The sequence below is a fragment of the Paraliomyxa miuraensis genome (assembly GCF_026337845.1).
Taxonomy (GTDB): Bacteria; Myxococcota_A; Polyangia; order Nannocystales; family Nannocystaceae; genus Paraliomyxa; species Paraliomyxa miuraensis.
The window spans coordinates 60,763-87,235 of record NZ_JAOVZF010000154.1 but is presented as its reverse complement, the minus strand read 5'-3'; the positions used below and the strand labels follow the sequence as shown (position 1 = coordinate 87,235).

The 26,473-nt window shown below is 70.6% G+C and carries 22 protein-coding genes; 9 read left to right on the top strand and 13 right to left on the bottom strand.

The genetic code is table 11. The annotated features are described in order from the left end of the window. Positions 1 to 58 precede the first annotated feature (58 nt). A complete protein-coding gene (locus tag OEB96_RS22590; RefSeq protein ID WP_266218701.1) occupies positions 59 to 1,693 on the top strand; it encodes a potassium channel family protein in 1,635 nt (544 codons plus the stop codon). 17 nt (positions 1,694 to 1,710) lie between these two features. Here OEB96_RS22590 and OEB96_RS22585 read toward each other — a convergent pair whose 3' ends face one another. Next, positions 1,711 to 2,415, bottom strand: coding sequence for a hypothetical protein (locus OEB96_RS22585; RefSeq protein ID WP_266218699.1), 705 nt, complete (start codon positions 2,413 to 2,415; stop codon positions 1,711 to 1,713). Positions 2,416 to 2,539: 124 nt separating this feature from the next. Between OEB96_RS22585 and OEB96_RS22580 the strand changes: the two genes are divergently transcribed. Then, the gene (locus OEB96_RS22580) at positions 2,540 to 3,442 is read left to right on the top strand and encodes a DUF72 domain-containing protein (protein ID WP_266218697.1); all 903 of its coding nucleotides are present in this window, start codon (positions 2,540 to 2,542) and stop codon (positions 3,440 to 3,442) included. Here the strand turns inward: OEB96_RS22580 and OEB96_RS22575 are convergent. Continuing rightward, entirely contained in the window at positions 3,439 to 3,960 is a 522-nt protein-coding gene (locus OEB96_RS22575) for an RNA recognition motif domain-containing protein (protein WP_266218695.1), read from the bottom strand. The two genes, OEB96_RS22580 and OEB96_RS22575, sit on opposite strands and share 4 nt — an antisense overlap. Before the next feature lie 302 nt (positions 3,961 to 4,262). Beyond that, a complete protein-coding gene (locus OEB96_RS22570) occupies positions 4,263 to 5,123 on the bottom strand; it encodes a polyamine aminopropyltransferase (RefSeq protein ID WP_266218693.1) in 861 nt (286 codons plus the stop codon). A 55-nt stretch (positions 5,124 to 5,178) separates the two neighbouring features. Here OEB96_RS22570 and OEB96_RS22565 point away from each other — a divergent pair, with 55 nt between their 5' ends. Then, positions 5,179 to 5,982 (top strand): GNAT family N-acetyltransferase, encoded by an 804-nt coding sequence (locus OEB96_RS22565; RefSeq protein ID WP_266218692.1) that lies wholly within the window; start codon positions 5,179 to 5,181, stop codon positions 5,980 to 5,982. 11 nt (positions 5,983 to 5,993) lie between these two features. Here the strand turns inward: OEB96_RS22565 and OEB96_RS22560 are convergent, their stop codons facing one another. Then, positions 5,994 to 6,812, bottom strand: a complete 819-nt coding sequence (locus OEB96_RS22560) for a hypothetical protein (RefSeq protein ID WP_266218690.1) — start codon at positions 6,810 to 6,812, stop codon at positions 5,994 to 5,996. Between the two features lie 117 nt (positions 6,813 to 6,929). Here OEB96_RS22560 and plsX point away from each other — a divergent pair, with 117 nt between their 5' ends. Further along, positions 6,930 to 8,015 carry a phosphate acyltransferase PlsX gene (gene plsX, locus OEB96_RS22555; protein ID WP_266218688.1) on the top strand — a complete coding sequence of 362 codons (1,086 nt, stop codon included), beginning with the start codon at positions 6,930 to 6,932 and terminating at the stop codon, positions 8,013 to 8,015. After that, entirely contained in the window at positions 8,005 to 8,802 is a 798-nt protein-coding gene (locus OEB96_RS22550) for a TrmH family RNA methyltransferase (RefSeq protein ID WP_266218686.1), read from the top strand. The genes plsX and OEB96_RS22550 overlap by 11 nt, the downstream gene beginning before the upstream one ends. Before the next feature lie 12 nt (positions 8,803 to 8,814). Here OEB96_RS22550 and OEB96_RS22545 read toward each other — a convergent pair whose 3' ends face one another. Together OEB96_RS22545 and OEB96_RS22540 are read right to left on the bottom strand one after the other, a co-directional pair. Further along, positions 8,815 to 9,966, bottom strand: a complete 1,152-nt coding sequence (locus OEB96_RS22545; protein ID WP_266218684.1) for an esterase/lipase family protein — start codon at positions 9,964 to 9,966, stop codon at positions 8,815 to 8,817. Positions 9,967 to 10,012: 46 nt separating this feature from the next. Further along, positions 10,013 to 11,032: a hypothetical protein gene (locus tag OEB96_RS22540; RefSeq protein ID WP_266218682.1), complete on the bottom strand. Its 1,020-nt coding sequence runs from the start codon at positions 11,030 to 11,032 to the stop codon at positions 10,013 to 10,015. 133 nt (positions 11,033 to 11,165) lie between these two features. On the opposite strand from OEB96_RS22540, the gene OEB96_RS22535 reads away from it, so the two are divergent. From OEB96_RS22535 to OEB96_RS22525, 3 genes are all read left to right on the top strand, one after another. Next, a complete protein-coding gene (locus OEB96_RS22535) occupies positions 11,166 to 12,194 on the top strand; it encodes an NAD-dependent epimerase/dehydratase family protein (protein WP_266218680.1) in 1,029 nt (342 codons plus the stop codon). 191 nt (positions 12,195 to 12,385) lie between these two features. Beyond that, entirely contained in the window at positions 12,386 to 13,897 is a 1,512-nt protein-coding gene (locus tag OEB96_RS22530) for an aldehyde dehydrogenase family protein (protein ID WP_266218679.1), read from the top strand. Between the two features lie 85 nt (positions 13,898 to 13,982). Further along, a complete protein-coding gene (locus OEB96_RS22525) occupies positions 13,983 to 14,747 on the top strand; it encodes a hypothetical protein (RefSeq protein ID WP_266218678.1) in 765 nt (254 codons plus the stop codon). A 23-nt stretch (positions 14,748 to 14,770) separates the two neighbouring features. On the opposite strand, the gene OEB96_RS22520 is transcribed toward OEB96_RS22525, so the two are convergent. After that, a complete protein-coding gene (locus OEB96_RS22520; protein ID WP_266218676.1) occupies positions 14,771 to 15,697 on the bottom strand; it encodes a sulfotransferase family protein in 927 nt (308 codons plus the stop codon). After that, the gene (locus OEB96_RS22515) at positions 15,694 to 15,933 is read right to left on the bottom strand and encodes an acyl carrier protein (protein ID WP_266218674.1); all 240 of its coding nucleotides are present in this window, start codon (positions 15,931 to 15,933) and stop codon (positions 15,694 to 15,696) included. Before OEB96_RS22515 ends, OEB96_RS22520 begins: the two co-directional genes overlap by 4 nt. A 245-nt stretch (positions 15,934 to 16,178) precedes the next feature. Here OEB96_RS22515 and OEB96_RS22510 point away from each other — a divergent pair, with 245 nt between their 5' ends. Continuing rightward, positions 16,179 to 18,944, top strand: a complete 2,766-nt coding sequence (locus OEB96_RS22510; protein ID WP_266218672.1) for a LamG-like jellyroll fold domain-containing protein — start codon at positions 16,179 to 16,181, stop codon at positions 18,942 to 18,944. On the opposite strand, the gene OEB96_RS22505 is transcribed toward OEB96_RS22510, so the two are convergent. From OEB96_RS22505 to OEB96_RS22485, 5 genes are all read right to left on the bottom strand, one after another. Next, the gene (locus OEB96_RS22505; protein WP_266218671.1) at positions 18,945 to 20,138 is read right to left on the bottom strand and encodes a Kelch repeat-containing protein; all 1,194 of its coding nucleotides are present in this window, start codon (positions 20,136 to 20,138) and stop codon (positions 18,945 to 18,947) included. A gap of 137 nt (positions 20,139 to 20,275) precedes the next feature. Further along, positions 20,276 to 21,544 (bottom strand): cytochrome P450, encoded by a 1,269-nt coding sequence (locus OEB96_RS22500; RefSeq protein WP_266218669.1) that lies wholly within the window; start codon positions 21,542 to 21,544, stop codon positions 20,276 to 20,278. Positions 21,545 to 21,613: 69 nt separating this feature from the next. Continuing rightward, entirely contained in the window at positions 21,614 to 23,173 is a 1,560-nt protein-coding gene (locus OEB96_RS22495; RefSeq protein WP_266218667.1) for an endonuclease NucS domain-containing protein, read from the bottom strand. Positions 23,174 to 23,265: 92 nt separating this feature from the next. Continuing rightward, positions 23,266 to 24,867 (bottom strand): amino acid adenylation domain-containing protein, encoded by a 1,602-nt coding sequence (locus tag OEB96_RS22490; RefSeq protein WP_266218665.1) that lies wholly within the window; start codon positions 24,865 to 24,867, stop codon positions 23,266 to 23,268. Further along, positions 24,864 to 26,459, bottom strand: a complete 1,596-nt coding sequence (locus OEB96_RS22485; protein WP_266218663.1) for a GDSL-type esterase/lipase family protein — start codon at positions 26,457 to 26,459, stop codon at positions 24,864 to 24,866. The genes OEB96_RS22490 and OEB96_RS22485 overlap by 4 nt, the downstream gene beginning before the upstream one ends. Positions 26,460 to 26,473: the final 14 nt, after the last annotated feature.

Here is a 26,473-nt window from a genome sequence, read left to right as displayed (position 1 = left end):
CGTCCGCGGGGCCCGTTTGCTCTCGGATCGCACCGGCCGGGTCTACACTGGCCGTGGCATGTCGACCTCCCTGCGCCGCGTGCTGCTGCTGGTCGCCGCGCTGCCGGGCGTGCTCGTGTTGCTGGCGTGCCTCTACATGCTCGGCATGGAGCACCTCGAGCACTCGCCGCGCACGTTCGCGGCGTCGTTCGTGTGGGCCGCCGAGACGCTGACCTCGACCGGCTACGGGGGCGACTCGCACTGGCACCACCCGGCGATGATCACCCTCGTGGTGATGGTGCAGTTCCTGGGGATGTCGATGGCGTTCCTGGTGTTCCCGCTGCTGGTCATGCCGTACTTCGAGCAGCGCTTCGAGGGCCGGCTGCCCCGGGCGGCGCCGGCGAAGCTGCGGGACTACGTGCTGGTGTACCGCTGGAGCCCCGCGGTGGAGTCGCTGCTCGACGAGCTGCAGCGCGCCAAGGTGCCCGCGGTGGTGCACGAGGAGGACGAGCCGCTCGCCCGACGCCTGCGCGAGCGCGGGCGCACCGTGGTCTACGGCAACCTCGAGGACGACGATCTCGATCCCGCGCTGCTCGCCCGCGCCCGGGCGATCATCGCCAACGGCAGCGATCCAGCCAATGGCGCGCTGGTGCTCCTGGCGCGGCAGCGGGGCTTCTCCGGGGAGATCATCGCGCTGGTCGACGAGCCGCTGCACCGCCGGCCCATGATGCTGCAGGGGGCGACCGCGGTGTACACCCCGCGTCACGTGCAGGCGGCTGCGCTGGCCGGGCTGGCGCATGGTCGGGTGGCCTCGCGCTTGACCGGCATCCAGCACCTGGGGGGCAAGCTCAAGACCGGCGAGCTTCGGGTGCACCGCGACAGCGCGCTCGCGGGCCAGACCATCGCCGAGGCCGACATCCGTCGCCGCACCGGAGCGACCATCATCGGGCAGTGGCGCGGCGGCGAGTTCAACGCACGCGTACCGGGCAGCACCGTGATCGAGCCGGGCGCGATCCTGGTGGCGGTGGGCAGCGAGGAGGCCCTGGGCCGCCTGGGCGAGCTGGCCAAGCCGCTGTCGGTCCAGGGCCCGTTCGTGGTGCTGGGCTACGGCGAGGTCGGGCGCAAGGTGGTGGAATTCCTGCGCGACGCCGGGGAGCCCACGGTCGTCATCGACCGCGAGCCGGGCGACGGCGTGGACGTGGTCGGCGACGCCCTCGATCCCGCCGTGCTCCGCGAGGCCGGCGTGACGAAGGCCCGGGCGGCGATCCTCTCGGTGGCCGACGACAGCACCAACCTCTTCACGACCGCGGTGGTCCGCGACCTCGCGCCCGAAATTCCCATCATCGCGCGCGTGGCCCGGGTCGATCACGTCGAGCGCTTCCACCGGGCGGGCGCCGACTTTGCGCTGTCGCTGGGCGAGGTCGCCGGCGAGATCCTGGCGCACAAGCTGCTGGGCGACGAGTGGATCTCGCTGGAGACGCGGCTCAAGCTCGTGGGGGTGGAGCCGGCGGGCCTCGCGGGCCGCAAGCTCCGCGAGTCGAGCGTCGGGGCCAAGACCGGCTGCTCGGTGGTCGCGGTGGAGCGCGACGAGGAAGTCATCGTGGACGTGTCGGAGGACTTCGTCCCCAAGGCCGGCGATCGCGTGTACCTGTGCGGCACCGAGGACGCGCTCGAGCGCTACTTCGAGAGGTTTCCCGGGGCACGGCCGGGCTAGCCCGCCTCCCTGGGGCCTCAGCGCGCGCTCGGGCCACCGAGGTCATCGTCGCCCAGCCCCGCGGCACGGGCGACGGCACGCCAGCGCTCGCTGGCCTCGTCGTCGAGGTCCAGCGCGGAGATGCGCCCGAGCAGATCGCGGCGCAGCCCCACGGCCATGGCACGCAGGCCCGACTCGAGCGCGGTCAGCTCGTGCCCCCGGGTGCCGACGTCGGCGAGCTGCTCGCGGTGCTCGTGGGTGGTGGGCAGCTCGTCCACGAAGCCCCGGACCGCGCTTGCATGCGCGGCGGGCACGTCCGCGCCGCCGCCCAGCACGTAGGCCAGGGCGCCGGCGGCGAGCTCGGCGTTGGCATGCTGGGCCTTCGTCCACGCCTCGCGCCAGGTCTCGAGCTGCGCGTGCTCCACCCCCAGTCGGGCTGCGATCCGTCCCAGCGTCTCGACCTCGGCCTGGGCGCGCTCACCATCCACCACCGCCATCAGCCACGCGCTCTCGAGGATCTGCGGGTGGCTGTCGGCCGGCGGGAGCGGCAGACCCTGCAGCGCGTCGGCCAGGCGCGCAGGATCGCTGACGATGGCGAGCCAGTGGGCGTAGTCGTCGCCATCCACTTCCTCGTCGACCAGCGTCATCAGTCGCTCGCACTCCTCACCCGCCATCACGTCGTCGGCGTGGGCCATCAGTCCCGAGGCAAGGAGGATCCACTGGCTGGTCAGCGACAGGGCCATGCCCGGAATCCTACTGGAAACCGGCGCAGCGGGACGAGAACGGGGCCGCGAGGCCCGGCGGGCGCACGCTGCTACCCTCCGGGGCAGTGGTACGAAGGAGCGTCCAGCCCCGGGGAGCGCACGGGTGATCCAGCGCGCATTCCTGGGGCTCCCGGTGTGGAACCGCGCGGACTGGACGGGGGAGCTGTATCCGCCGGGTACCCCTGCGTCCCAGCGACTGGCTGCCTACGCACGCATCTTCAACGCGGTGGAGGGCAACACCACCTTCTACGCCACGCCACCGCCCACCACGGTGGCGCGCTGGGTCGAGCAGACCGGGCCGCGCTTTCGCTTCTGCTTCAAGCTGCCGCGCGCCATCACTCACGAGCGCATGCTGGTCAATGCCAGTCGCGAGGCCGAGGCGTTCATGGAGGTGCTCGCGCCGCTCCGTGAGCGGCTCGGTCCCGTGCTCGTGCAGCTCCCCCCGCGCTTCGGACCCGAGCGCCTGCCCTCGCTCGAGGACTTCCTGCTCACGTTGCCGCCGGTGGCTCCCTATGCGGTGGAGGTGCGGCATCCGGGCTACTTCGAGGGGGCGGCGCAGGACGAGCTGAACGCGATGCTCGGCGAGCTGGGGATGGATCGAGCCGTGATCGACACCCGCGGGGTGCACGAGGCCGAAGGCGACGATCCCGACCTGGCCAGGGCCCACGAGCGCAAGCCTCGGCTGCCCGCACCCGCGGTGGCCACCGGCCGCCATCCGATGCTGCGCTACGTGGCCAACCCCGAGCTCCCCGCCAACGACGCGCGGCTGATCGCGTGGGCGGAGCAGGTGGTGAGCTGGCTCGAGGAAGGGCGCGAGCCCTACCTGTTCATGCACGTGCCCGACGACTTCTTTGCCCCTCGGCTCGCTCGGCGGTTCTTCGAGCACCTCACGGCGCGAGCCGAGGTCGGCACGCTGCCCGCCTTCGGATCCGCTGCCCACGACCACCCTGGCGAGCGCCGACCGGCTCGCCAGGTGAGCTTGTTCTCCGAGGACCCGGAGGGCTAGCCGCGACCGCCGCGACCACCACGACCACCACGACCACCCCGGCCGCCGCGGTCGCGATCGTAGCCACCTCGCCCGCCACCGCGGTCGTCGTAGCCACCTCGCCCGCCACCGCGGTCGTCGTAGCCACCTCGCCCGCCGCCGCCACGGTCGTCGAAGCCGCGATCCTCGAAGCCACCGCCGCCGCCACCGGCACCGCCGCCACCGAAGCCAGCACCGCCGCCACGGCCACCGCCGCCGCCACGCCGAGGTCCGCCACCGCCACCGCCGCCCTGTCGGGCTTGGGCCTCGTTGACGCGGATGCTTCGCCCGTCGAGCTGCGCCCCGTCGAGCTCCTTCATCGCCGTGTCCGCATCGGCATCGCTCTCGTACGTCACGAAACCGAAGCCTCGCGAGCGCCCGGTTTCACGGTCGAGGATGACCTTGGCCTCCGCCACGGGTCCGAACTGCTGAAAGGCCTCCAAGAGCGAGGCCTCGTCGGTCGCCCATGCCAGTCCACCTACGAAGAGTTTCTTGGACAATTCTCGTCTCGTTGCTCCGCCCGAACGATCACCTGGCGGCTCCGTCGAAGGGCCCCCCGCAGAGATCGGGCCACGGCCAGGCTCCTTCGGTCACGAGTCCACGGTATCGCATCATGGTGGGCGGTGCCAGCGCTTGTCGCCCCCATTGGGCTTCCGTGGCCGATCCGGGCCAAATCGGGTCGATCGGAATCAGGTGGCAACGAGGGGACCGGGTCGCCGAGGGCGAACGAGCCCTTCCGGAGGTCGCGACCTTGCTCACCCAGTGGGAGGGTGGCGCTTGGGGTGGGGCCTGGGGCCTGCGCTCAGCGATCGGGCTGGGCCAGGCCCGTCATCTCCGATGTCCCCCAGCCCCAGAACTTCTTGATGGAGGGGCTGCGGCGGGCCAGCTCGGCCACGCGAGCGAATCCATCGCCATAGCCCGGGAAGATGTCGATGAGCGCCACGTCGGCGCGCAGGGTGGGGATGATCTCATAGGCATCGCCCACGTGGACGTCGAGGGGCTTGCGCAGGTGGGGGCGGATCCTCGGGAGGATCCAGTCCACGAGCTCCTGATCGAGCTCCACCAAGATGACGCGCTTGACCTGGATCCGCCGGCTGACCTCGATGAGCTGGTGGCCCAGGCCGAGCCCGGCCACCACGGTGCGGCCACGCGCGAGCCGAGTCCCGGGCCGCAAGGTGATGAGCTCGGCCGGCGTCAGCGACATCCACGGCGTCTCGGTCCACTCGCCGGTACCGGGGTCGTCGGGACCGCGCGCCTGATAGAGGGCGGGGATGATCACGTCGTGGTCGAACAGCACCGTGCCGACCTGTGCACCCCACCACGTCAGCAGGGTCTGGCCGGCTCGGTGCAGGCGTACGCAGTAGCGGAAGCGGCGGCTCGGCGAGTCGACGTACTGCCCCCGCTCGAGCTGGTCCACCGGAGCATCCGAGGCGACGATGCCCGGCCAGAGCTCGAGCACCTTGTAGGTCGATCCCTGGACGTTGAGCTCGGGCTTCCACTTGATCGCGGCCGACCATGGCTCGCAGGAACGCATGCGGTCGCGGTGGCGAGCGAGGAGGGCCTGCTGCTGGGCGGCGGTGAGCTGGATGCGCGGCGCCATCGTGGTCACGCGATGGTACCAGTCGCGATCGAGCCCATCCGTACCGTGGGCCGCAGCGGGCACCGCGGCGGATGCAGACCGGTTTCACTCCCCCATGCGGGCGAGCTACCCTGAGTTGGTGCCGGCCACCTCGGAGCCCCCGGGCGCCACCGCGACCGCCCGTGTGCGCGCCTTCGGCCCCCGCTACGTCGAGGAGCTGACCTTGCGCAACGGCACGCGGGTGCGGCTGCGGCCCATCGGACCAGGCGACAAGCAGCGGCTGGCGGAGGGCCTGGCGCGGCTGTCCCCGAAGTCGAGGTATCTGCGCTTCTTCACCGACAAGGAGCGGCTGACCGAGGCGGAGCTGCGCTACCTGACCGAGATCGACGGCGACACGCACTTTGCGATCGGGGCCAGCGAGGTCACGGAGGACGGTCGGGAAGGCAAGGGACTGGGGATCGGACGCTTCGTGCGGCTTGCCGGCGAGCCCGACGTGGCCGAGCCGGCGCTCGCGGTGGTCGACGACGCTCAGGGGCAGGGGCTGGGCCGCATGCTGCTGCTGCGCCTCGTTGCGGCCGCGACCGAGCGCGGGATCAAGGCGTTTCGCTGCGACTTCCTGGCCATCAACCACGGCATGCACGAGCTGCTCCGCGACGTCTCGCCCGACGTGCGCTTCCACTCGAACGGCCCCGTGGTCACGGCGGAATTCCGGCTGCCCACGGTGCCCGCCGACGAGCCCATCGAGCGCGCGCCCCTGGTCGGGCCGCTGTTCCACTGGCTCAAGCTCGTGGCCGAGCAGGTCGTGGAGCTGCGCCTGATGGTCGAGTCGGGCGGGGAGGTGCTGTTGCGGCAGTGGCAGGAGCTGCAGCGACAGCTACGGCAGGGCCGCAAGGGCGTGGGGCGCGAGGACGTCGCAGCCTCGCGCTCATCCGACGGCTCGTAGGATTCGTCGAGCTAGTATCCGTAGGACAGCTCGTAGTCGGCGCAGATCTGCTGGTCGGAGCCGACCGAGATCCACACGTCGACGTCCTTGCCGCCGAAGCCCGTGCAGTCGTAGCCCTCGACCATGGCTGCGCCGTCACCACAGCAGCCCGGGCGGCCATCGGGGGACGTTGCGTCGGTCGAGCCCGCCGCGCAGTCGAGGGGATCGACGTCGCCGCCGTTGGTGCACTCGAGGAACACGCACACCTCGAGCGGATCGGCGGCCACGACCGCGGCTCCTGGCTGCTCGGGGCAGCCAAACGCCTCGTTGCCCACGAACGAGTACCAATCGGTCTCGGGGCCCGCGACGGTTCCGACGAGGCCCAGATCCCCGCCCATCCCGCAATCGAGCGGATCGAGGCTGATCGCGCTGGCCTCGTCGCCATGCGGATCGGTGTCGATCGGCTCGCAGGCGGGCGGGGCCACGCAGATGCCCTCGTCGTTGCAGTCGAGGCCCTCGTCGCAGGCCGCACCCACGTCGCACAGGCAGCCCTCGGTGCCATAGGGGCACTCGCCGGTGTCCGTCTCGGGCGGCGGCGGATCGCTGGTGGCGGTGTCGGGATCCGGACCGGTGGTGGTGGTCGGCGCCGGGCCGGTGGTGGAGGTGGTGCCCGTCGCCGACGACGTGCCCACGGTGGAGTTGGTGGTGGTGGGGTTGGTGTTCCCCGTGGAGCCCGACTCCTCGGACTCGGTCTCCCCCTCCGAGTCGGTATCGGGGGCTTGCTCGCCATCGGGACCGCAAGCCAGACCCATGCCACACAGAAGAACCAGCGCGTGTCGTGACCAGACCATGGGCGGCAGGGTATCCAAAAGGATCGCCGCGTGGGAGGGAATCGACTGCGTTTTCAGTGGTGCTGGGGGCGAAGGCCCCCGCACTCGTGGAGGGGTCGGGTCGGGTATGGTGAGCCCGTGAGTGATCGGACGCTTCGGATCGCAGTGGATGCCATGGGGGGAGACGACGCGCCGCGAGAGCCGGTGCGGGCGGCTGCGGAGGTGTCACGGCAGACGGACCTGCGGATCGCCCTGGTGGGAGACCCCGGGCGGATCCAGGCCGAGCTCGCCTGCGTGGAGCACGAGCGTCGCCACATCGACATCGTTCCCGCCCGCGAGGTGGTGCAGCAGGACGAGAAACCCCGAGCTGCCCTACAGGCCAAGCCCGACGCCTCGATCCTGGTGGCATCGCGGCTGCTGGCCAGCAAGGAGGCCGATGCCTTGGTCTCCGCCGGATCGACCGGTGCGCTGGTGCTGGCTTCGGCCATGGTGGTCCCGCGCATCCCCGGCGTGCAGCGAGCCGCGCTGGCGGCCGTCCATCCCACCCAACGGCGGGCCAACAACCCCGACCGCTTCTCGCTGCTGCTCGACGTGGGGGCCACCGTTCGCTGTCGTCCCACCGATCTGCTGTTCTTCGCCTACATGGGGCATGCCTATGCCAGTCGCATCTCCAAGGTCGCGCGCCCCACGGTGGGGCTGCTGAACATGGGATCCGAGGAGACCAAGGGGGGCGAGGATCTGTGCGAGGCCCATCGCCTGATGAAGGACGACCCCTTGCTGAACTTCGTGGGCAACGTCGAGGGCAACGGGATCCCGCGCGGGGCCGCCGACGTGATCGTGTGCGAGGGCCTGGTGGGCAACGTGGCGCTCAAGCTGGCCGAGGGCGTCAACGAGGTGTTCAAGGGGCTGGGCAAGTGGGCGTTCAAGCAGAGCCTGCTGTGGAAGGCCGGGCTGGTGCTGCTGTCGAGCGGGCTGTGGCGGCTCAAGGACGTCACCGATTACAGCGAGTACGGGGGAGCCCCGCTGCTCGGGTTCTGCTCGCCGATCATCAAGGCCCACGGGCGCAGCCATGCTCGCGCGATCGGCAACGCGATCAAGGTGGCGGCCAAGGCCGCGCGCGACGACGTGTGTGGAGAGATCGAGGCGGCGGTGGCGGCCTTCGAGCATCGGAGCGCAGGCTCGAAGGCGGAGGGCGGGGTCGATGACCGGCGCGATGGTGCGTGATCCCGCGGATCCGCGGCTACGGCCGTTCGAGGCGCTGCGCGAGCGAGGGGTGACCGAGACGATCGTGGTGGAAGGGGAGCTCGCGGTCGAGCGAGCGCTCCGCAGCGAGCACCCGGTGCGGGCGCTGCTGCTGACGCCGGGGCATCGGGAGCGGCTCGAGGCGGCGATCCCCGCCGGGGTGGAGGTGCTGCAGGCCGAGGCCGCGCTGCTGCGGGAGGTGGTGGGCTTCGACTTCCATCGCGGCTGTCTGGCGGTGATGGAGCGTCCGCGCATGCCCCCGCTCGGTGCGGTGGTGTCGCGAATCGCCGGAGGCGACGGCCCTCGCACGGTGGTGGTGGCCGAAGGGCTCGCCGACCCGGCCAACCTCGGCGCGGTGATCCGCAACGCGCGGGCCTTCGGGGTCGACCTCTTGCTGCACGGGCGCGGGGCACAGCCGTGGTCGAGGCGGGCGATCCGAGCCGCGATGGGGCTCTGCTTCTCGTTGCCCGTGATCGGCTGCGAGGATCTCCCGGCCGCGGTGCACGAGGTGCAGCGCGGCCTGGGCCCGGGCGCACGCACGGTGGCCGCGGTGGTGGGGGAGGGGGCGAGCGCGCTGGGGGAGTGGCGTGCGCCTTCGCGGGTGGTGCTCCTGGTCGGCAACGAGGGCGCCGGGCTGTCGGAGCCGCTGCGGGCGCGGGCCGACGCGTGCGTGACGATTCCGCTGGCGCCCGGGGTCGACTCGCTCAACGTCGCCGCCGCGACCGCGGTGCTGCTGTGGTCGCTGCGGTCGCCCTCGCGGGGCGCGTGAGCGGCTCGGTGCTCATGCCGCGGCGGCCTCGGCCGCCGTGTCGCGCACGAATCGCGAGACCCTGGTCCACGTGGCCTCGAATTCCTGCGGTCCGAAGTCGGCGCCACAGGCCAGCATGTCGAGCCGTGGCCGCTCGCGTCGTCCCCCGTAGTAGCCCATGAGATCGAAGTGATCCGCCGAGACCGCGTCGATCACCGTGCCCCAGACCTGCGAGCACGTGGGCACGATGCCGTCGTTGTCGGAGCGATCGGGCAGCACGCCCAGGCGCTGTCGGAGCACGCGCTCTTGCTCGGGGGTCAGCGCCGGTAGGCGCTGCGAGGCGGCCAGACCGGCGAGGCGGTGGCTGGCCAGGTAGAGCGCGTAGGTCAGTCGGGCCAGGGGATCGAGGCCCAGGCGGGCCAGACGGCGCAGGCGCGGGCGCGGGGCCATGGCCACCACCGACGCGTAGCGCACGCCCGGACGATCGTGCGTGGTGGTGTTGAGCAGCGCCAGCGAGGTGGGGGTGAGGTGCTCGAGCAGCGAGGTGTCGTCCCCGATGTCGTCGAGCAGCCGCGCGAGGCCGGGATCGTCGTCGAGCCGCGGCACCACGCGCAATTGCTCGCGCAGCGGGCCGCGATGGGCCTCGTCCACGCCGGCGAGGCGATCGAGCAGCAGCACCACCTTGCCCAGCTCCACCATCGCGCTGGCCGAGCGTCGGCCGCCGCGGAGCAGACGGGTGATCGCCGCCGAGACCACGCTCATCAAGCGATGCCCGTGCACGCCGGTGAACAGCGTCGCCAGGGGAGCCCCGTGGTGCGGGGTGGCCACGGTCACCACCGAGCGCACGTGCTCGGCGGTCGCGGCCACGTCGACCTGAGTGGGAAACGAGGCGCCGGGCGAGAGGAACAGGCGGCAATCGAGTCCACCGGTGGAGTGCCCGATGAGGTGGACCTCCGCCCCCTTGGGACCCTCGGCCACCACCTCGGCCACCACCTCGGCCAGTCGAGCCGCGCGATCGGCCAGCGACGAGGTGGGCAGCGTTCGAATGGCCCGAACCGTGACCGCGTGCCCGCTCTCGCGAAACGGCCGCTCGAGCAGCGCTTCTACATCGGCGAAGTACGGCAGCGTGTGCAGGCGCTGGAAGCCGAGGAAGCCCGGCACGAGGATGAGGTGCAAGGGGGGCACGGGAGCGCGGACCAGGATACCGCGGGCATGGCGAGCACGCGACCGGCTACGGCAGCGTGTTGTAGTTCGGCACGCTGATCCCCACGCTGTTGGGCATGGGGGCGGAGATCTCGGCGCCAAAGCGAAATCGAACCGCGCCCACGAAGAACGGGGTCTCGGTCTGCATCTCCACGCCCCAGCTCGCGCCGTCCGGCGAGCTCTCGAAGTAGAGCTGCCCGCCCTGCTCGCGGATCCGCCAGAACCGGGGCCGGGGGGGGTACTCGGACTTCTGCGCGAACACGAGGGCACCGTCGTCCTCGATCTCGGCGAAGAACGCGTCGCCGCTGCCATCGAAGCCATACTCGATGACGTCGCCCTGCTCCGTGACCAAAGCCATCGAGAAGCGCAGCGGCTCGAAGAAGTAGGTGATCGCCGGGACGTCGAGCAGCACGTCTTCATCGACGAGGCTGTAGACGTCGGCGGTGGAGAGCGTGCAGGAGCACGCCTGCCCCGCGGGCATTGCGAAGTGCATCACGCCCGACTGCTCGGCGATCGAGCAATCGCCGGTGCACGCGGGCTCGGCCCAGCGGGGGTCGACCGAGCCGTCCTCGAAGTCGTCCCAGAACGAGTCGATCGGTGGACCGCTGACCGCGTCCATGCCGTCGCAGTCCTGGTCGACGTCGTCGTCGGGGAGCTCGTCGATGGGCTCGCCGGGGATGCAGGCCGACTCCATGCCCTGGATGCACGACGAGGGGGTGTTGGTGGCGTTGCAGTGGCCGATCCCGCAGCTCGTGATCGGTGCGTAGTCCTCGTCGATGGATCCGTCGCAGTCGTCGTCGATGCCATCGCACGTCGCGTCGGTCGGGGCCGGGGCATCACAGCTCGGAGGGGAGCCCGAGCCGTCGGCCGAGCCCGCGTCGTCGTCGCTCCCGAGCTCGTCACCCGCATGCGAGCCTCCGGCCGAGGTCGACGAGCCCCCAGCCGAGGTCGACGAGCCGCCTTCGTCGAGGCCGTAGGCCGGGTTGTCGCTCGTGCAGGCCGTCAGCACGAGCGACACGAGCACGACGGGGCAGCGAGGAGGGGTCACGACGCCCGATGGTAGCAGCCCGAGGCCCGGCAGCGAGTCGAAACGAGAGCCGTACCCTCGGGTCGAGCCGTGTGATATCAAGCCTCGATGCGGCGGTGAGCCCTGGACCCCGTGATGGCCACGACGAGCTCCCATGGCAAGCGACTCCCCGAACTCCCGCACCATCCTCGTCACCGGCGCCTCCGGCTTCGTGGGACGCCACCTCGTGGACGCCTTCGCCGATCGGGGCGGCTCCGTGATCGCCGTCGACGTGGCGGGCAAGCCCTGGCGTGACGACATTCGCTGGGAGCACGGCGACGTCCGCGAGCGCGAGCGCATGGTGGCCCTGTGCGAGGGCGTCGACGTCGTGGTGCACAACGCATCGGTCGTCCACACCCGACGCAACAAGGAGAGCTTCGTGTGGGACGTCAACCACGGCGGCACCCGCACGATGATCGACGCCTGCCGGACGGCGGGCGTGGAGCGGCTGGTCTACATGAGCTCCGCGAGCGTGGTCTACGAGGGCCGCGACATCGTCGGTGGTGACGAGCGGCTGCCGTACTCGTCGATCTCGCAGGCCCCCTATGCCGATTCGAAGATCGCAGCCGAGCAGGACGCGCTCGCGGCCAACGGCGACGACCTGGCCGTGTGTGCCCTGCGGCCGCACGTGGTGTTCGGGCCCCATGACCAGCGCCTGCTGCCCGCGCTGCTGCAGCGCGCGCGTGCGGGCAAGCTCAAGCTCGGCGTGGGCTCGGGCGACAAGCTCTCCGACTTCACCTACGTGTCCAACCTCGTCGACGCCACGGTGTCCGCGGCCGAGCGGCTCGCACCCGGCTCGGCGGTGGCCGGACAGGCCTACTTCATCACCAACGGCGAGCCGATGGACTTCTTCGCCTTCGTCGATGCCGTGCTGGTCGAGCTCGGCATGCCCAAGATCCGCGGCCGCGTCCCGTTTGCGGTGGCCTATCCCGTGGCCGCGATCAAGGAGACCTGGGACACGCTCAAGGGCGGCTCACTGGGCAACGAGGGCAACTTCAGTCGGTTCTCGGTGCGCTACATGTGCACGCATCACTACTTCTCCATCGCCAAGGCACGCCGAGACCTCGACTACGAGCCGAAGGTGAGCATCGCCGAGGGGATCGAGCGAACGATCGAGCACCTGCGCGAGCACGGCGAGGCGTGAGGCGGACGAGCCGAGCGAGGTGGATCGATCCACGACCGGGTCGTGACGCGCGGGCAACGCGGTCCGGCCGAGTGGTCGGGCCGAACGGTCGGCTCGAGGGCCTTGGCTTGCGTAACTCACGTGGCCATTGTCGTTGGGGGGCCGTCGAGGGCCGGTAGGGTGTGCCCCAGGGCTGCTATACCGACCCCGCGATGCCGAGTCAGGAAGTGAAGGAAATCTTCGAGGCCATGGGCCTCGTGGCACCCACCGACGTCGAGGGCGGCCTGGCCGTCGAGGATCCGAGCTGCGGCGAGATCATCGCGCGGGTGGCCCAGGACGATCGAGAGGCCGCCATGGCCAAGGTGGCCGCGGCCCACGCTGCGTTCCTGCGCTTGCGCGAGGTGCCGGGCCCGGTGCGTGGCGAGCTGGTCCGTCGGATCGGCGAGCGCCTGCGGCAGCACAAGGAGCCGCTGGCGCGCCTGGTCACGGCCGAGATGGGCAAGGGCATCGCCGAGGCGCTCGGCGAGGTCCAGGAGATGATCGACATCTGTGACTTCGCCACGGGCCTGTCGCGCAGCCTCGGGGGTCGCACCATGCTCAGCGAGCGACCGGGTCATCGGATGTTCGAGCAGTGGCACCCGGTGGGCTCCGTGCTCTGCATCACCGCCTTCAACTTCCCCGTGGCCGTGTGGGCCTGGAACGCGGCCCTGGCGTTCGTGTGCGGCGACCCGGTGGTGTGGAAGCCCAGCCTCAAGACCCCGCTGACGGCGATGGCCACCCATGCGCTGCTCCAGCCGGTGCTCGCGGAGGCCGGCCACGGTGACGCGATGCAGCTGGTGATCGGCCCCGACGTCGAGGTCGCGCAGGCCCTCGTCGACGATCCGCGCTTCCCCCTGGTGAGCGCCACCGGCTCGTGTGCGATGGGGCGCAAGGTGGGTCCCCGCGTGGCGGCCCGCCTCGGGCGCACGTTGCTCGAGCTGGGAGGCAACAACGCCATCATCGTCGATGCCACCGCCGATCTCGATCTGGCCGCACGCGCCATCGCCTTTGGCGCCGCGGGTACGGCGGGCCAGCGCTGCACGACCACCCGGCGGCTGCTGGTGGCCGAGTCGGTCGCCGATGCGCTGGTGCGGAAGGTGGTGGGTGCCTACCAGCAGCTGGCGGAGCGGATCGGCGATCCCCGCGATCCGGCCAACCTGGTGGGCCCGCTCATCGACGCAGACGCTCGCGATCAGTACGTCGCGGCGATCGAGCGCATCGAGGCCGATGGGGGCGAGATCCTGGTGGGCGGCCGCGTGCTCGATCGATCGGGCTACTACGTGGTCCCTACCGTGGTCGCCGTGCCGGAGGGCAAGGAATTCCCGCTGATGGATCAGGAGACCTTCGCGCCCATCCTCTACGTGCGGCGCTTCGGCACCGATGACCTCGACGGCGCGATCGCGGTGCAGAACCAGGTGGAGCAGGGGCTGTCGAGCGCCATCTTCACCGACAGCGTGCGTGCGGCCGAGCGCTTTTGGAGCCCGGCCGGGAGCGATTGCGGGATCGCCAACGTCAACCTCGGCACCAGCGGCGCGGAGATCGGCGGGGCGTTCGGTGGAGAGAAGGCCACCGGAGGCGGGCGCGAGTCCGGCAGCGACGCCTGGAAGGCCTACATGCGCCGTCAGACCTGCACGGTGAACGGGTCGAACGCTCTCCCCTTGGCGCAGGGCATTCGGTGGGAGTAGGGGCGCCCGTGTTCGAGGCCATTTCGGGCTAGGATTGGCGCCGGGCGTTGCCACGCTGCCCTCCCCTCCCTTAGGCTGGGGTGGCATGGCCATCAACGACGAGCTCCATCACTTGGGCAACTCCGCGCGGCGCCTCAACGCCGGCTCGGATCAGCTCAATGGGCTCATCGAGCGCATCGACGAGCTGCTCGCCCAGCTCTCGGTGGGGCTGGACTACGTGCATCCACGACCGATCGACGAGGCCACCTCGCTCGACCACAACGGCAAGCGGGTGATCGAGCTGTCGTACGTGGGCTACCTGCGGGCCGGCCGGGAGTATCACCTCGCGCTCAAGACGGTGAAGGTGCTCGAGAGCAAGCTGGCCCTCGCGACCCACAGCCCCGGGGACATCACCCCGCTGCTGTCCGCGCCGCGACGGCTTCGCTACGCCGCGGTCGACCTCCTGCCCGAGGTCATCTCGGGGCTCGCCGCCCAGGTCGACGAGATGGCGGCCGCGCTCGAGCGACGCTGCCACACGGCGCAGTCACTGGTGCGCCACCTCGAGCAAGTCGCGGCACGTGCCGACGAGTCGGGCGTGCGCATGATGACCATGCGTCCCGACGAGTCCGGGTCGCGGCGGGTCGTGCCGCCCGACGAGTCGGGGCTGCGCCGCACGATGGCGCCCGATGAATCGGCGTCTCGGCACGTGCTGGTGCCGGGCGAGCCCCTGCCCGGAGGGGAGTCCTCGGGTCAGTGGGTGGTGCCCAAGGGCATGGGTACCGCCACCACCGTGATGCCCACCCAAGCGGACGATGGGCGTCGCACGGTGGCGATGGGGTCGGATCTCATCAAGCACCGCGACGAGTCGTAGTCCCGGTGGGCTCGCGGCGAGCCTCACTGCTCGTGGGACTTGCCGGCCCGCATCTGCTGCAGCCGCAGGCCCATCGCATAGCGGTGGCGCGCATCCTCGTCGCTGGGGGCCTGGTCGATCTCGACCGGCTCGTAGCCCAGCCGCACGAGCATGGGGTTGCAGACCTCGGCCAGGCGCGAGGCGGTGGGGCTGGGCAGCGTCCGCCAGCGGTCCACGCTGCTGCCGTCGATCGCGGCGCGACCGTAGGTCTTCCAGTCGCCGAAGCCGAGCTGGCCGGGCTCGGCCAGCGCACGGGCCAGCAGCGTGTCGTCGTAGGGCTCGCCCACGTGCTCGAGCACGCGACGCACGACGGCCTCCGGATCGCGCACCAGGTCCTCGTAGCGCAGGTCGAGCGCCAGCGGGTCGCGCTCGACCAGGCCGGCGACGTGCTCGGCGGCGTCGACCCATGCATGGGCCAGGGCCACCAGCGGCTCGGGATCGCGGCGCAGGTAGTCGTGCAGTTCCTGTACGTAGCCACCGGTCTTGTCGACCAGCTCGGCCAGGCTGCACGCCACGTCGAGCCCGTGCCGCTGGATGCACACGAAGCGCACGTGGCCGGACAGCATGCGCTCGATCGCGGGCAGGTGGAACGCGTCGAAGGCGGTCTTCTCGGCCCAGCGCGACTTGCCTCGGGCGCGTGCGTGATCGTCGAGGAACCCGAACACCAGCCCGCGCAGGCGGGCCAGCACCTCGGGCTCTTCGAAGCCCGCGAACGCCAGGCCCGAGAGCACGCCGATCCGCAGGCCGGCCGCGAAGCGCTCCTCGTGCAGGAAGCGGGCGGCGGCCGACAGCAGGTAGGTCTCGGGCGGGCAGGCGATCCGCGGGTGCGCGTCGAGGATCCGGCGCAGGAGGGTGGTGCCCGCGCGCGGGGTGCCGATGATGACGATGCCCTGGGGCCGGGAGTCGCTCATCGCTTGGACTTGCTGGCGGCGAGCTCGAGGATCGAGCGCACCGAGTCGATCGCCTGCAGATCCTCGGGGGCCACCCGCGCACCGGTGTGCTTCTCGAGGAAGCCGAGCAGGTCGATCATCACGAACGAGTCGATGATGCCCGACGAGAACAGCTTGTCGTCGTCGCTCACCTTGGTCAGATCGGCGCGAGTCTTCTTGCCGAGGAACTCGCGGACGGAGGTCGAGGTCAGCTCCATGGCGAAGGGACGGTAGCAGGGGCGGGGCGGGGGAGGGAGGGCGGACGGGGATGGACGCTCGCGAGGGCTGGAAACGCTCGTAGTGGGCATCGGAAGGGGCGAAAGAGGGCTTTCGCGGCTTGCGCGGGGGGCAAGGATCGGCTCGCTGCCGCTGCCGCCCGCCGACTGAGGAAGATCCCTCCCCCGGCTGGGGTGGAGCCCTCATGGGCGGTGGTTCCAGCGCGGGCTAGTCCTGGAGAATGACGATGAAGAGCTGGAAGATCGGAGCCCTCGTGGCAATGGCGAGCGGCGCGGCGGCGCTTGGACTGACTCCCACCACCGCGCACGCCGAGGGGCTCTCGTGCGCGGGCGCGTGCACGGGGCAGGTGGTCGTGGGCGCGGAGTCTTGCTTCTGCGATGACGCGTGCATGTTCTTGGGCGATTGCTGCGACGACTACACGCCCCAAGCCTGCGCGCCATCGTCATCGTCATCGTGCGAGGGCCACTGCGGAGGCAACGCTGGCTCGTGCTACTGCGACGATCTATGCACGGGCTACGGCGATTGCTGCGCGGACTACGAGCCCGTCTGCGTCGAGATCTACGACGACTACCACGTCGAGCCCACCAGCATGGGCCTGGCCGACGAGGTCGGGATGGCCACCACGAGGTACGGCACCCGCATCGTGTCCATCGATCCCCAGTCGGCCGCATGGACGGCCACGGACGCGCGCTCGATCCCGCTCGCGGCCGATCGCTCGGTCGTCTACACCAGCATGGTGCGGTGGCATCACGATGCCGCGCTCGCCAACCTCCAACGGCGCGCCAGCCAGGGCGAGGACGTGCAGGATCAGATCGATCGACTCAGCCCCCAGCTCGACTGGCTGCGGGTCAACGGTCCCCAGGGGCAAGAGCTGAGCGCGAGCTACGATCTCATGCAAAGCACATGGAGCCTGGGGCGAGACTCCCAGTCCGTCGGGGGGACCACGCCGATGACGCAGGGGGAGTGGCATGCGCTGGCCTTGCAGGTGCGTCAGCACGGGGACGATAGCTGGCTGATTCTCTATGTCGACGGCGAGGCCCACGCCTCGCTGTTCCAAGCGGGTGGCGAGTCGATCGAGCAGTGGGAGATCCTCATCGGCGGCTCGGACGACCAGACGGGCACTCGGGCGGCGCTCGAGACGGGCCCGCTCTATGTCATCGAGGGCGTGCCCGACGACATCGTGGGCTTCGCCGAGCTGCAGCGGCTGTGGAACAGCAACCAGCTCTTGCCCGAGCCGGGCCTGCTGGGCTCGTGGCCGCTGCTCGACTGCTTCTACGGGGGCTTTGGCGAGGTGCCGGTCGAGACGACCGTGGACACCAGCGCGTTCCCCAGCTGCACGAGGACGGCGCAGGTCGAGGGCTGCTCGCAGTCCGGCTGCGCCTTCAGTGGGGGGGCGAGCAACCTCGATCGCCCCGATCGCGTGTTCGGCCCGGGCATGGGGCTGGTGGTCGCCGCCGACGAAGGCCTCGAGCCCCTCGATGCGGTCACCTTCGGCGCTCGCATCGATCGTGCCTGGTGGTCGGGCAGCCTGCCCGCCGAGCGCCAGTGGATCATCGACAACGTCGACCAAAACGGTGGCTACTCGCTGTCCGTACAGGGACAGTGGGTTCAGGCCGAGGTGCGCCTGGCGAACGGACAGCTGCTGCAGCTCGACGGGCACATGCTCGGCGTGGCGGAACGGGTCTCGGTGGTATACGCCACGTACGACGCCAGCACGGGCCGCTTTCGCCTGCTGGTCAACGGGCGCGTGCTCGCATCGCAGACGGGCACTCCGGGCGTGCAGCTCGCCCCCTCACTCTCCGTCGGGCTCGGCATCGGCCAGCGCAGCGACGGCACGGGCGAGTTCACCGGTCCGATCGGCGACGCGCGGATCTACGACCACGTGATCTCCGATCGCAGCCTCGCGGGGTGGAGCGACGACTGGCAGGCGGACCTCGAGCGGGGCCACGACACCTGGCCGCGGCACACCGAGGCCAACCAAGGGCAGTGGATCGTCTCGTACGACCAGCCCAGCGACACCATGATCTGGGCGGGATCTCCGTACTACGCGTACTCCAACGCCAACTCCTGGAGGCACCAGCTCGGGGTCAACATGATTGCCCCTCCGCGCTTCGAGCTGGCTCGCCACGAGTCCCCGGGCTACACCCGTTCCTCCGAGTACTGGGTGGAGTACCGGGCCGATCCCGACGCCGACGGTAGCCTGGGGATCATCTACGGGTACCAGGACGATGACAACTTCTATCGCTTCAGCCTGGGGGCTCACGCCGCCGAGCTCACGATCGTCCGTGATGGCGTGCGCCTCAAGGCGCTGGAGGAGCCGTCGCTGGGATTCCCCGTGGGCCCGGGCTGGGGCGCCATCCGCATCACCCACGGCGACACCAGCGTAGGCCGCAGGCATCTCATCGAGATCGGCATGCATCAGCTCGAGTACTTCGAGGGGTACCCGGAATTCGAGGGGGGGCAAGTCGGGCTGTTCGCCGAGGCGGCAGACAACGTCCAGTTCCGCAACCTGCGAGTCAGGCCCAGCGGAGCGCCGCGGCCCTACGAGGGGCTCACCACCTACGTCACGGCGGAGCCTCCCAGTGATCCCGATGCTCCCCCCGCGATGCCCTCGTGGACCGCGATCTCCGTCCCCACCCCGACGGGGACCTTCCTCGAAGCCGAGGACTTCCCCTATCTGCTGATGGATGCGATCTGCGAGAGCGATCGAGCCAACCTGATCGCGTGTGGTTTCGGTGGCTGGGGGGCCGCATACTGGGGCGAGCTGGGGACCACCACGTTCATGCTCGTGGCCGCGATCCTCCCGCGAAGCCTCTACGGCCTTCCTCCCCAGGGTGAGGCGTTCTTCAACTACTTCAATGGAAGCAACGACCGGTGGTGCGCGGAGTGGTCGATCAACAGCAACGTCGAGATCAACTACTGGTGCTGGGAGAACAAGGACGCCTGGTGGCTCGACGGCGGGCCCAGCTGGGTGCCCTACGGCGGGATCTAGCTAGGCCTTGGGCCAGCGCAGGCGCCACAGGTCGTCGTAGAACACGCTCGCTCCGCCGTCGGACGACGCCCCGCCGTGCAGGTAGAGCTCGTAGGCGGTCGCGGTCTGCCGCACGACGAAGACGCCCCCCACGCGGACGGGTGGGACCGAAGCCGCCTCATCGAGCACAACCTCGACCCACGCATCGTCCTCGACCGAGTAGAACCACAGGTCGTCCCGCAGCCCGTCGAAGCTCTGCCCGCCGTAGACCACGAGGCCCGCGCGCTCGGCGTCGAAGAACGCGACCGCGTTGTCGCGCGGGGAGGGCCGCGGTCCGCTCGGGTCGAGCTCGGTCCACGTCATCGTCGCCAGGTCGAGCGACCACAGATCGTCTGCGTAGTTCGTGGGCCCGAACAGCTCCCACGCCGGAGTGTCCGGGCCCTGGTCCTCACCCAGGCGATAGCCACCAAGGACCAGCAGGGCATGGTTGGAGGAATCGTAGCCTCCCGCGCACCAGGCACGAGGTGCAGGCGCCGTTCCGTGCGTGGCGACGGTGCTCCAGCCCGTGTCCGGATCGCGGACCGCCACGTCGTTGCGTAGACCCGTGGGCGTGGTGGCGAACCTCGACAGCGTGTTGCCCACGCCCCCGAACACGTAGGTCACCGTCTTGTTGGGATGCCCCGCGACGGGGGCCGTCACGACCAGCGCCGAGGACCGACGAACGGCCAGCGGATCGCCGAGGTCTTCGGCCGGGACCGCCTCCCACTGGTGACTCTGGGTGTGGTACGTCCACATCTCGGGGAACATCAGATCCGCGCCGGTGCGGAACCTGCCGCGACCGCCCACGATGCTCACGCAGTTCCCACAGGGGCCGGGGACCACGACCGTGTCGGCGCGCGGGCCAGGAGTCTGCGCCGAGCCGAGATCGGTCCAGGTGAAGGTCTCGAGGTCCAGCGCGTGGAAGTCGTTGCGGGTGAAGTCCTCGGGAAAGATCCCGTCCTGCCCGCCAAAGCGATGGACGACGTTCGGCTGGTGGACGGAGCGGGCGAACGACACGCCGCCCTCCCAGCTCGGCGGGGGAAGGTCGCCGTGCTGCTCGACCTGCTCCCAGGACGGATCCTCGCCGAGCAGCAGCGCCGTCCGCAGCGCGCCGGTCTCGAGCTCGTCGGTGGACGAGGCGGGGTCGACGATGCACGCGCTGGTCGCCACGAGCATGGCCAGGATGCCCCGCCGTGGAGCGCCAGTCGCAGGGTGGAGACACGAAGGAAGGAACGACGCGGGTTGAACCATGTTCCGGGATGATGGCACGGCCCGAAGCGCATCGGCGCGCAGCGAAGTGCCCAAGCCCGACGTCAGGCGCGGTCCGAGACATCCCACGCGAGGGGCAGGCGCTCGAAGCCTCGCAGGATCAGGTAGGGCCGGCGCTCGGCGGGCAGGCTCGGGTGGTACCGCACATTGGGCAACCGCCGTAGGAGCAGCTCGAACGCGACGCGCGCTTCGAGACGCGCGAGGGCGTTGCCGACGCAATAGTGGATGCCCTTTCCGAAGGCGATGTGGGCACCGTCGTCCTTGCGGTGGATGTCGAAGCGATCCGGGTCGCGGAACCGGGCCTCGTCACGGTTCCCGGACCCATAGAGGACGAACACCTTCGCGCCCGCCGGAATGGTTGCGCCCCCGAGCTCGTAGTCGGTCTTCGCGACGCGGAACATGCCGCGGATCGGTGTATCCGCGCGCAGGATCTCATCGACGGCGGTCGGGATGAGGCTCGCGTCCGCGCGGACCGCTGCCGCCTGATCGGGGTGCTCGATGAAGAGGACGAGGCCGTTGCCGATGAGATCGCTCGTCGTCTCGTGCCCGGCGGCGAGGAGGTCCATCGCGTTGCACACCGCCTCTTGCACGCTGAGCGGCGCGTTCCCGCCCATCTCCTTGGGTAGGAGCAGCGTGATGAGGTCGTCCTTGGGCTCGCGCGCCCGGTCCTCGAAGTGCTCGAGGAAGTAGCGCTGCAGCGAGACGTACCCGCGTGCCGCCTCGACGAGCCGCGCAGTCGTCTCGTTCGCGGCGAGGAGCACCTGCTTGTCGTTGGACCACGGCTTGAGCATCGCGACGTCGGACCGCGGAATGCCGAGGAGGTCGGAGATGACGATGCCCGGGAGGGGATAGGCGAACCGGGACATCAGGTCGGCCTCTCCCTCGCTCACGAAGCCGTCGATCAGCTCGTTCGCGATCTTGCGGATGCTCGGCTCCATCGCCGCGACGCGCGAGGGCGAGAGGGCCTTGTTGAAGGCGTTGCGAATGCGGGTGTGATCCGGAGGGTCGCTCTGGACCAGCGAGGTGAACGTCAGGTACCCCTCGCTCAGCACTGCGTGCACCTCCGGGGCGAAGCTGGTCGTCGCCTCGAGCGAGCCGGCCGACGAGAACGCTGGATCGCGCAAGACGGTGCATAGATCCGCGTGGCGAGTGACGACCCACACGCCCAGACGCTCGCTGTAGAACACCGGCGTGTGGCGCCGGGCCAGCGCATAGACCGGGTATGGATCCTCGAGCTGCGCGGGGTCGAATGGATTGAAGAGCGAGCCGATGTCGGCAGGCTCGTCGACGCGTGGAGGCGAGGTGTCTTCCATCGTGGGGCTCCCGAGCTGTGAGTGCGAGTCTATCCGGTTCACTCGTGCTCGACGAGATTCCGTGCCCGCTCAGCACCCGACCACGTGCACCCGCTTGCCCCGGCGCTCCACCTCGCGCTGGGTCAGCCGCTCGTCCCAGGGCATCGTCGAGCGCAGGTCGAACATGACCAGCCAGCCTTCATCGAGACCGACGTGGTCGAGGTACCGCAGCAGCTGGTCGAGCGCCTCGGTCTCGGTCTCGGTCTTGCGGCGCAGCTTGAGCTCGATCGCGTGTCGATGCCCCCGCCACTCCACCAGCAAGTCGAGCGCCCCCCGACCCAGCGCGTACTCGCGTTCGATCCGCCCGCCCCCGTTGACCACCCGCTGCAGGAACGCCATGAGCATCAGGTGCGGGCCTGCCTCGCGGTAGTGGAAGCCGTCGGCCGCGAGGTGCCCGTCCTTGCGCCAGAACACCTGCCAGTCGGCCATCAGCTTGGGCATGTCGAGCGAGCCGTCGGGGCGCACGTACCAGGCCGGCTCGTTGGCGATCTGCATCTGCTGGTGGTAGGTGAGCGCGCGGGGCAGGACCTCGGCGTAGATCGGGTTGGCGATCTCGTACCTGCCCCCGCTCGCGCGCAGCAGGCCCAGGCCCAGCACGTAGGCGAAATCGTCGTCGAGCACGTCCCCCGTGGCGCGGTCGCCCACCAGCATGGGCGCGAGGATCCGCCGCACCCGTTCCTCGCGCAGGCGGGCGACCAGCGAGTCGATGTGGGTGCGGCGCTCGAGGATGATCGTCTCCTTGGCCGCCTCCACGTGGGCCGCGGTGAGCTCCACCGCGCGATCGGTCACGTCGCGGCGTACGATCTGATCGGCGAGGGCGTTGGTGAGCCACGGATGCCCGCGGCCCAGCGCTCCGATCCGGGCCACGGCTTCGGGCGAGAACCGCTGCCCGGTGGCCGTGGTGTGCTGCTCGAGCAGCTCGCCCACCTCGGCCTCGGTGAACGGGCCCAAGGTGGTGGCCTCGGCGGTGATGTTGAACGGCGAGGTGGTGCCGAGCCACGCGAGCGCCTTGCGGTCCTCCTCCCGCATCGCGTAGTCCCGCACCTGCCGCTGCCCCACGAGCACCACGCTGGCCGGGAAGGGTACGAGGCTGCGCTCGATGTACCCGTGCCGCAGCTGGGTGAGGAACGAGACCATCGCCTCGCCAACCAGGCCATCCGCCTCGTCGAGCAGGAGCACCAGCGGGAGCGGATCGAGCTCGGCGAGGCGGGTGAGATGGGCCAGCAGCGCGCTCTTGGGCGTGGCCAGCATGGCGGTGCGCTCGTCGGCCTCGAGCCGAGGACGCCGTGGATGACGAAACGCGAGCGTCCGCTCGAAGGCCGCGAAGATTGCGGTCATCGCCTCCTGGACGTCGGGCGTCTCGCGGGCCGTCTGGAGGTCGACCCACAGCGCGCACCAGCGCCCCGTCGCGTTGAGGTGGCGCTCGAGCCACATCAGACTCGTGGTCTTGCCGGTCTGCCGCCCGGCGTGCAGCGTGAAGTAGCGCCGCTCCTCGATCAGCGCGAGCACATCACCCAGCCGTCGCTCGGGCGGCAGCATGTAGTGCTCGCCCGGGATGCACGGGCCGGAGGTGTTGAAGAACGGGAGCATCGGGGACCTCGAGCGCTCGCGCCGCTGCCATCATGGCCAAACGGCCAGGTCACCAAGCCTAGCACCGCCGCCTGCGGCGCGTGCGACGGGCATCACTGCGACCCAGCAGGCTCGGCCCCGAGCCGGGCCCGTAGCTCATTGCGATCGATCTTCCCGTTGGCGTTGAGCGGAAAGCGATCGACCACCCGGATCTCCCTCGGCACCATGTAGCTCGGCAGGCGCTCGGCCACGCGCTCCAGCACCGCGTTCACGTCGATCGTGGCGTCGTCGATGAAGGCCACCACCGCCTCGGCTCCGCCGGGGGCCGCAACGGGCCAGCCGAGCGCCACCGCCACCGGCAGCCCCGAGGCCTGGCGCAGCGCGGCCTCGATCTCTCCGAGCTCCACCCGAAACCCTCGCAGCTTGATCTGCGAGTCGATGCGCCCGAGGAACCGCAGCGGCTCGCCTTCTCGCGGCCGTCGCACCAGGTCTCCCGTGCGATAGTACGTGCGCCCCGGGTGGTCTTCGGGCTCCGAACCAGGCCCCGAACCAGGCAAGGTCACGAACGCCGTCGCCGTGCGCTCGGGGTCGTCCCAGTAGCCGAGCGCCAGCTGGGGACCGGTCATCAGCAGCTCGCCGCTGTCGCCCGGGGCCACCTCGCGCAGCGACTCGTCGACCACCCGTGCCTCCATGCCGGGGTAGGGCTCTCCGATCGGCACCACCTCGCCGTCGTCCTCACCTCCATCCGGGGGCCCGAGCCGATGCACCGTACACGCGAGCGTGAGCTCGGTGGGACCGTAGAGGTTCTCCACCACCGAGTTGCTGGCGGCCGCCGCGAACGCCCGCGCCACCTTCATGGGCAGCGCCTCGCCGCAGAACAGCGACCACCGCAGCCCCGGCAGCGAGCCGGGCTCGAGCGCATGGGTCTGCTGCATCAACAGCGCCGTCGAGGGCACCGAGAACCACACCGTCAGCCCCGCCTCGTCCACGTAGCGTGCCGGGAACAGGCGCTGCATCCCGGTGGGGCAGCAAAGGCACCCGCCCACGCTCCACGCCCCGAACAGATCGAACAGCGACAGATCGAAGGTCACGTCGAACAGGTGCGAGAAGCGATCCTCGGGCCGCAGTCCGTAGCGCTCGGTGACCACCTCGAGGAACCGCGCGATGTTGCGGTGGGCCACCATCACCCCCTTGGGCTGCCCGGTGCTGCCCGAGGTGAACAGCAGATAGGCGATGTCGTCCTCGCCCACGCTGGGCTCGACCCATGACTCGGTGGGCGACTCGGTGGGCGCCTCGGTGGGCGCCTCGTCCACGTCGTCGGGCCCGATCACCGTCAGCGCCTGGGGCACCCGCGGCAGCACTTCCGGCAGCAGCCGCGCCCCGGCGGCGTCGACCACCAGGCAGCGCGCGCGCGAGCGCTCGAGCATCAGCGCGATCCGAGCCGGCGGCATGCTGGGCAAGAGCGGCACGTAGCCGTGCCCCGAGCACAGCGCGCCCAGGATCCCGGCAAAGCCCTCGACGGAGCGCTGCCCCAGCACGGCGGTCAGCGGGGGGCCCTCGGCCGGGCGCCGCGCTTGCAGGGTGGCCGCGACGGCGAGCGCCCGCAGCCGGAGCTCCGCGTAGGTCAGCACCCGACCATCCACCTCGAGCGCGGGACGCTCGGGGTGGGCGGCGGCGGAGCGCAGGAACGTGCGGTGGAGGCTGCGTGCGGTCATCGATCACCCGTGGCGCCATTGGCCTCGCGCTTGCGGTAGCCCACGTAGGCTTCGACCAAGGCGCGGTAGAACATCTCGCCGATCACGATCTGCCCGTTCATCGTCACATGGCTCAGGTCGCCGCTGACCAGGCGCGGCGACTGGCGGAACCATCGGCCGGCCGAGCCCTCGCCGCCCTGGGCCATGAAGGTGTCGTAGAAGGCACAGCCCTCCTCGCGGGCCACCCTGCGCTGGGCCTCCACCATGGGCACGACCACGTCCTGGCTGACGATCCGCACCCCGCGGCGCTCGCCGTGGTCGAGCGGCGACATCACCAGGCAGTCCATCTCGGGGCGAGCCGTGCGGATCCGCTGGATCACCTTGCGGTACTCCTCGGCGTAGGTCTCCATGCTGACGCTGCGGATCATGTCGTTGCCGCCGAACGTGAGCACCACCAGCTCGGGTGCCCGGTGCTGGAGCTGCGCGCGCAGGTGGTCGGGATCGAATTCCATCATCCGCCGGGTGAACGCGCCCACCAGCGACAGCCCATCCCACACCACGCCCGGGCCCTCGCGCTCGAGCACCACCCCGTAGACCCGCGCCCGCCCGCCTCCGGCCGCGCGCACCGTGAGCCGGTGAGGGCCGTCGGGGACGTCGATCGCGTGCCAGCGATCCTCGAGCGCCTCGGCCACCGTCTCGAGGACGACCGGCTCCTGGTCGTCGACCCTCAGCTTGATCCGGCCGCCGCGGGGCGCCGCGGCGTACCAGACCTCGAAGCGCGAGACGTGCCCCGAGCTGTGCTTGGGATCGGGCGAGAAGCGGCTCTCGGCCCCTCCCGTGGAGCGAGAGGTGGTGCCGCCCAGCCCGTAGTGCCCGTCGCCGCGGCACTTGTTGATGATGAAGCACAGGCTCCACTGTCCGTTGTGTTCGAAGCGCACGCCCCGGTGCCGGTAGGAGCTGTTGGGCGGCGCCACCACGTGGAAGCCGTGCCCGCCGTCGCCGAAGCGAGCCTGCAGGCGCTTGCGAATGGCCGAGGTGATGCCATCGACGCCGATCGCCGAGTCGCCCCAGTGCACCGCGCGGGTGAGCGCACCCGGCAGCCCGGCGTCGGTACGCGCGAGCGCCTCGAAGTAGCGGTCGAGCTCGTGCCCGGTGGGCAGCTCGATCGACTGCTCCACGGGCTTGTCGTCGTCGGGATGCGGCACATAGGCCGGCAGTCCGCCGTTGGGGGGCGGCTCGGTGACCACCGGAGTGGGTCGCTCGGCCACGATCACGGGCTCGGCGGCCTCGGTCAGCGCCTCCTGCACGATCGCGTCGACCTTGGCCACCCGCTCTTCGGTCTGCTGCAGCTGCTCGCCCTCGAACGGACGCCCCAGGACGTTCCAGAACGGCACGGGATCGCCGGGCACCCATGGCCGCATCGAGGCCAGCCCGGGCACGGCGTACACGCAGACCAGGCTCGCGATGATCACGAGGATCGCGGGCCCGACCTTGCGCAGCATGAACGGGTGGATCCGCGGCAGCGTCTCGTCGTCGGTGCGGCCATACGAGGCGTCGCGTCCGTCGTCGTCGAGCAGCCCCTTCGCGGGCCGGCCTTGGGTGGGCGTGTCCATGATCCCGGTCAGCG

Coding starts and splice junctions, on each gene's coding strand:
- OEB96_RS22500 (WP_266218669.1), bottom strand. CDS start 21,544: ATGGAAGACACCTCGCCTCCACGCGTCGACGAGCCTGCCGACATCGGC.
- OEB96_RS22560 (WP_266218690.1), bottom strand. CDS start 6,812: ATGGTCTGGTCACGACACGCGCTGGTTCTTCTGTGTGGCATGGGTCTG.
- OEB96_RS22490 (WP_266218665.1), bottom strand. CDS start 24,867: ATGACCGCACGCAGCCTCCACCGCACGTTCCTGCGCTCCGCCGCCGCC.
- OEB96_RS22585 (WP_266218699.1), bottom strand. CDS start 2,415: ATGGCCCTGTCGCTGACCAGCCAGTGGATCCTCCTTGCCTCGGGACTG.
- OEB96_RS22485 (WP_266218663.1), bottom strand. CDS start 26,459: ATGGACACGCCCACCCAAGGCCGGCCCGCGAAGGGGCTGCTCGACGAC.
- OEB96_RS22525 (WP_266218678.1), top strand. CDS start 13,983: ATGGCCATCAACGACGAGCTCCATCACTTGGGCAACTCCGCGCGGCGC.
- OEB96_RS22520 (WP_266218676.1), bottom strand. CDS start 15,697: ATGAGCGACTCCCGGCCCCAGGGCATCGTCATCATCGGCACCCCGCGC.
- OEB96_RS22590 (WP_266218701.1), top strand. CDS start 59: ATGTCGACCTCCCTGCGCCGCGTGCTGCTGCTGGTCGCCGCGCTGCCG.
- OEB96_RS22530 (WP_266218679.1), top strand. CDS start 12,386: ATGCCGAGTCAGGAAGTGAAGGAAATCTTCGAGGCCATGGGCCTCGTG.
- OEB96_RS22505 (WP_266218671.1), bottom strand. CDS start 20,138: ATGCTCGTGGCGACCAGCGCGTGCATCGTCGACCCCGCCTCGTCCACC.
- OEB96_RS22515 (WP_266218674.1), bottom strand. CDS start 15,933: ATGGAGCTGACCTCGACCTCCGTCCGCGAGTTCCTCGGCAAGAAGACT.
- OEB96_RS22495 (WP_266218667.1), bottom strand. CDS start 23,173: ATGCTCCCGTTCTTCAACACCTCCGGCCCGTGCATCCCGGGCGAGCAC.
- OEB96_RS22535 (WP_266218680.1), top strand. CDS start 11,166: ATGGCAAGCGACTCCCCGAACTCCCGCACCATCCTCGTCACCGGCGCC.
- OEB96_RS22510 (WP_266218672.1), top strand. CDS start 16,179: ATGAAGAGCTGGAAGATCGGAGCCCTCGTGGCAATGGCGAGCGGCGCG.
- OEB96_RS22550 (WP_266218686.1), top strand. CDS start 8,005: ATGGTGCGTGATCCCGCGGATCCGCGGCTACGGCCGTTCGAGGCGCTG.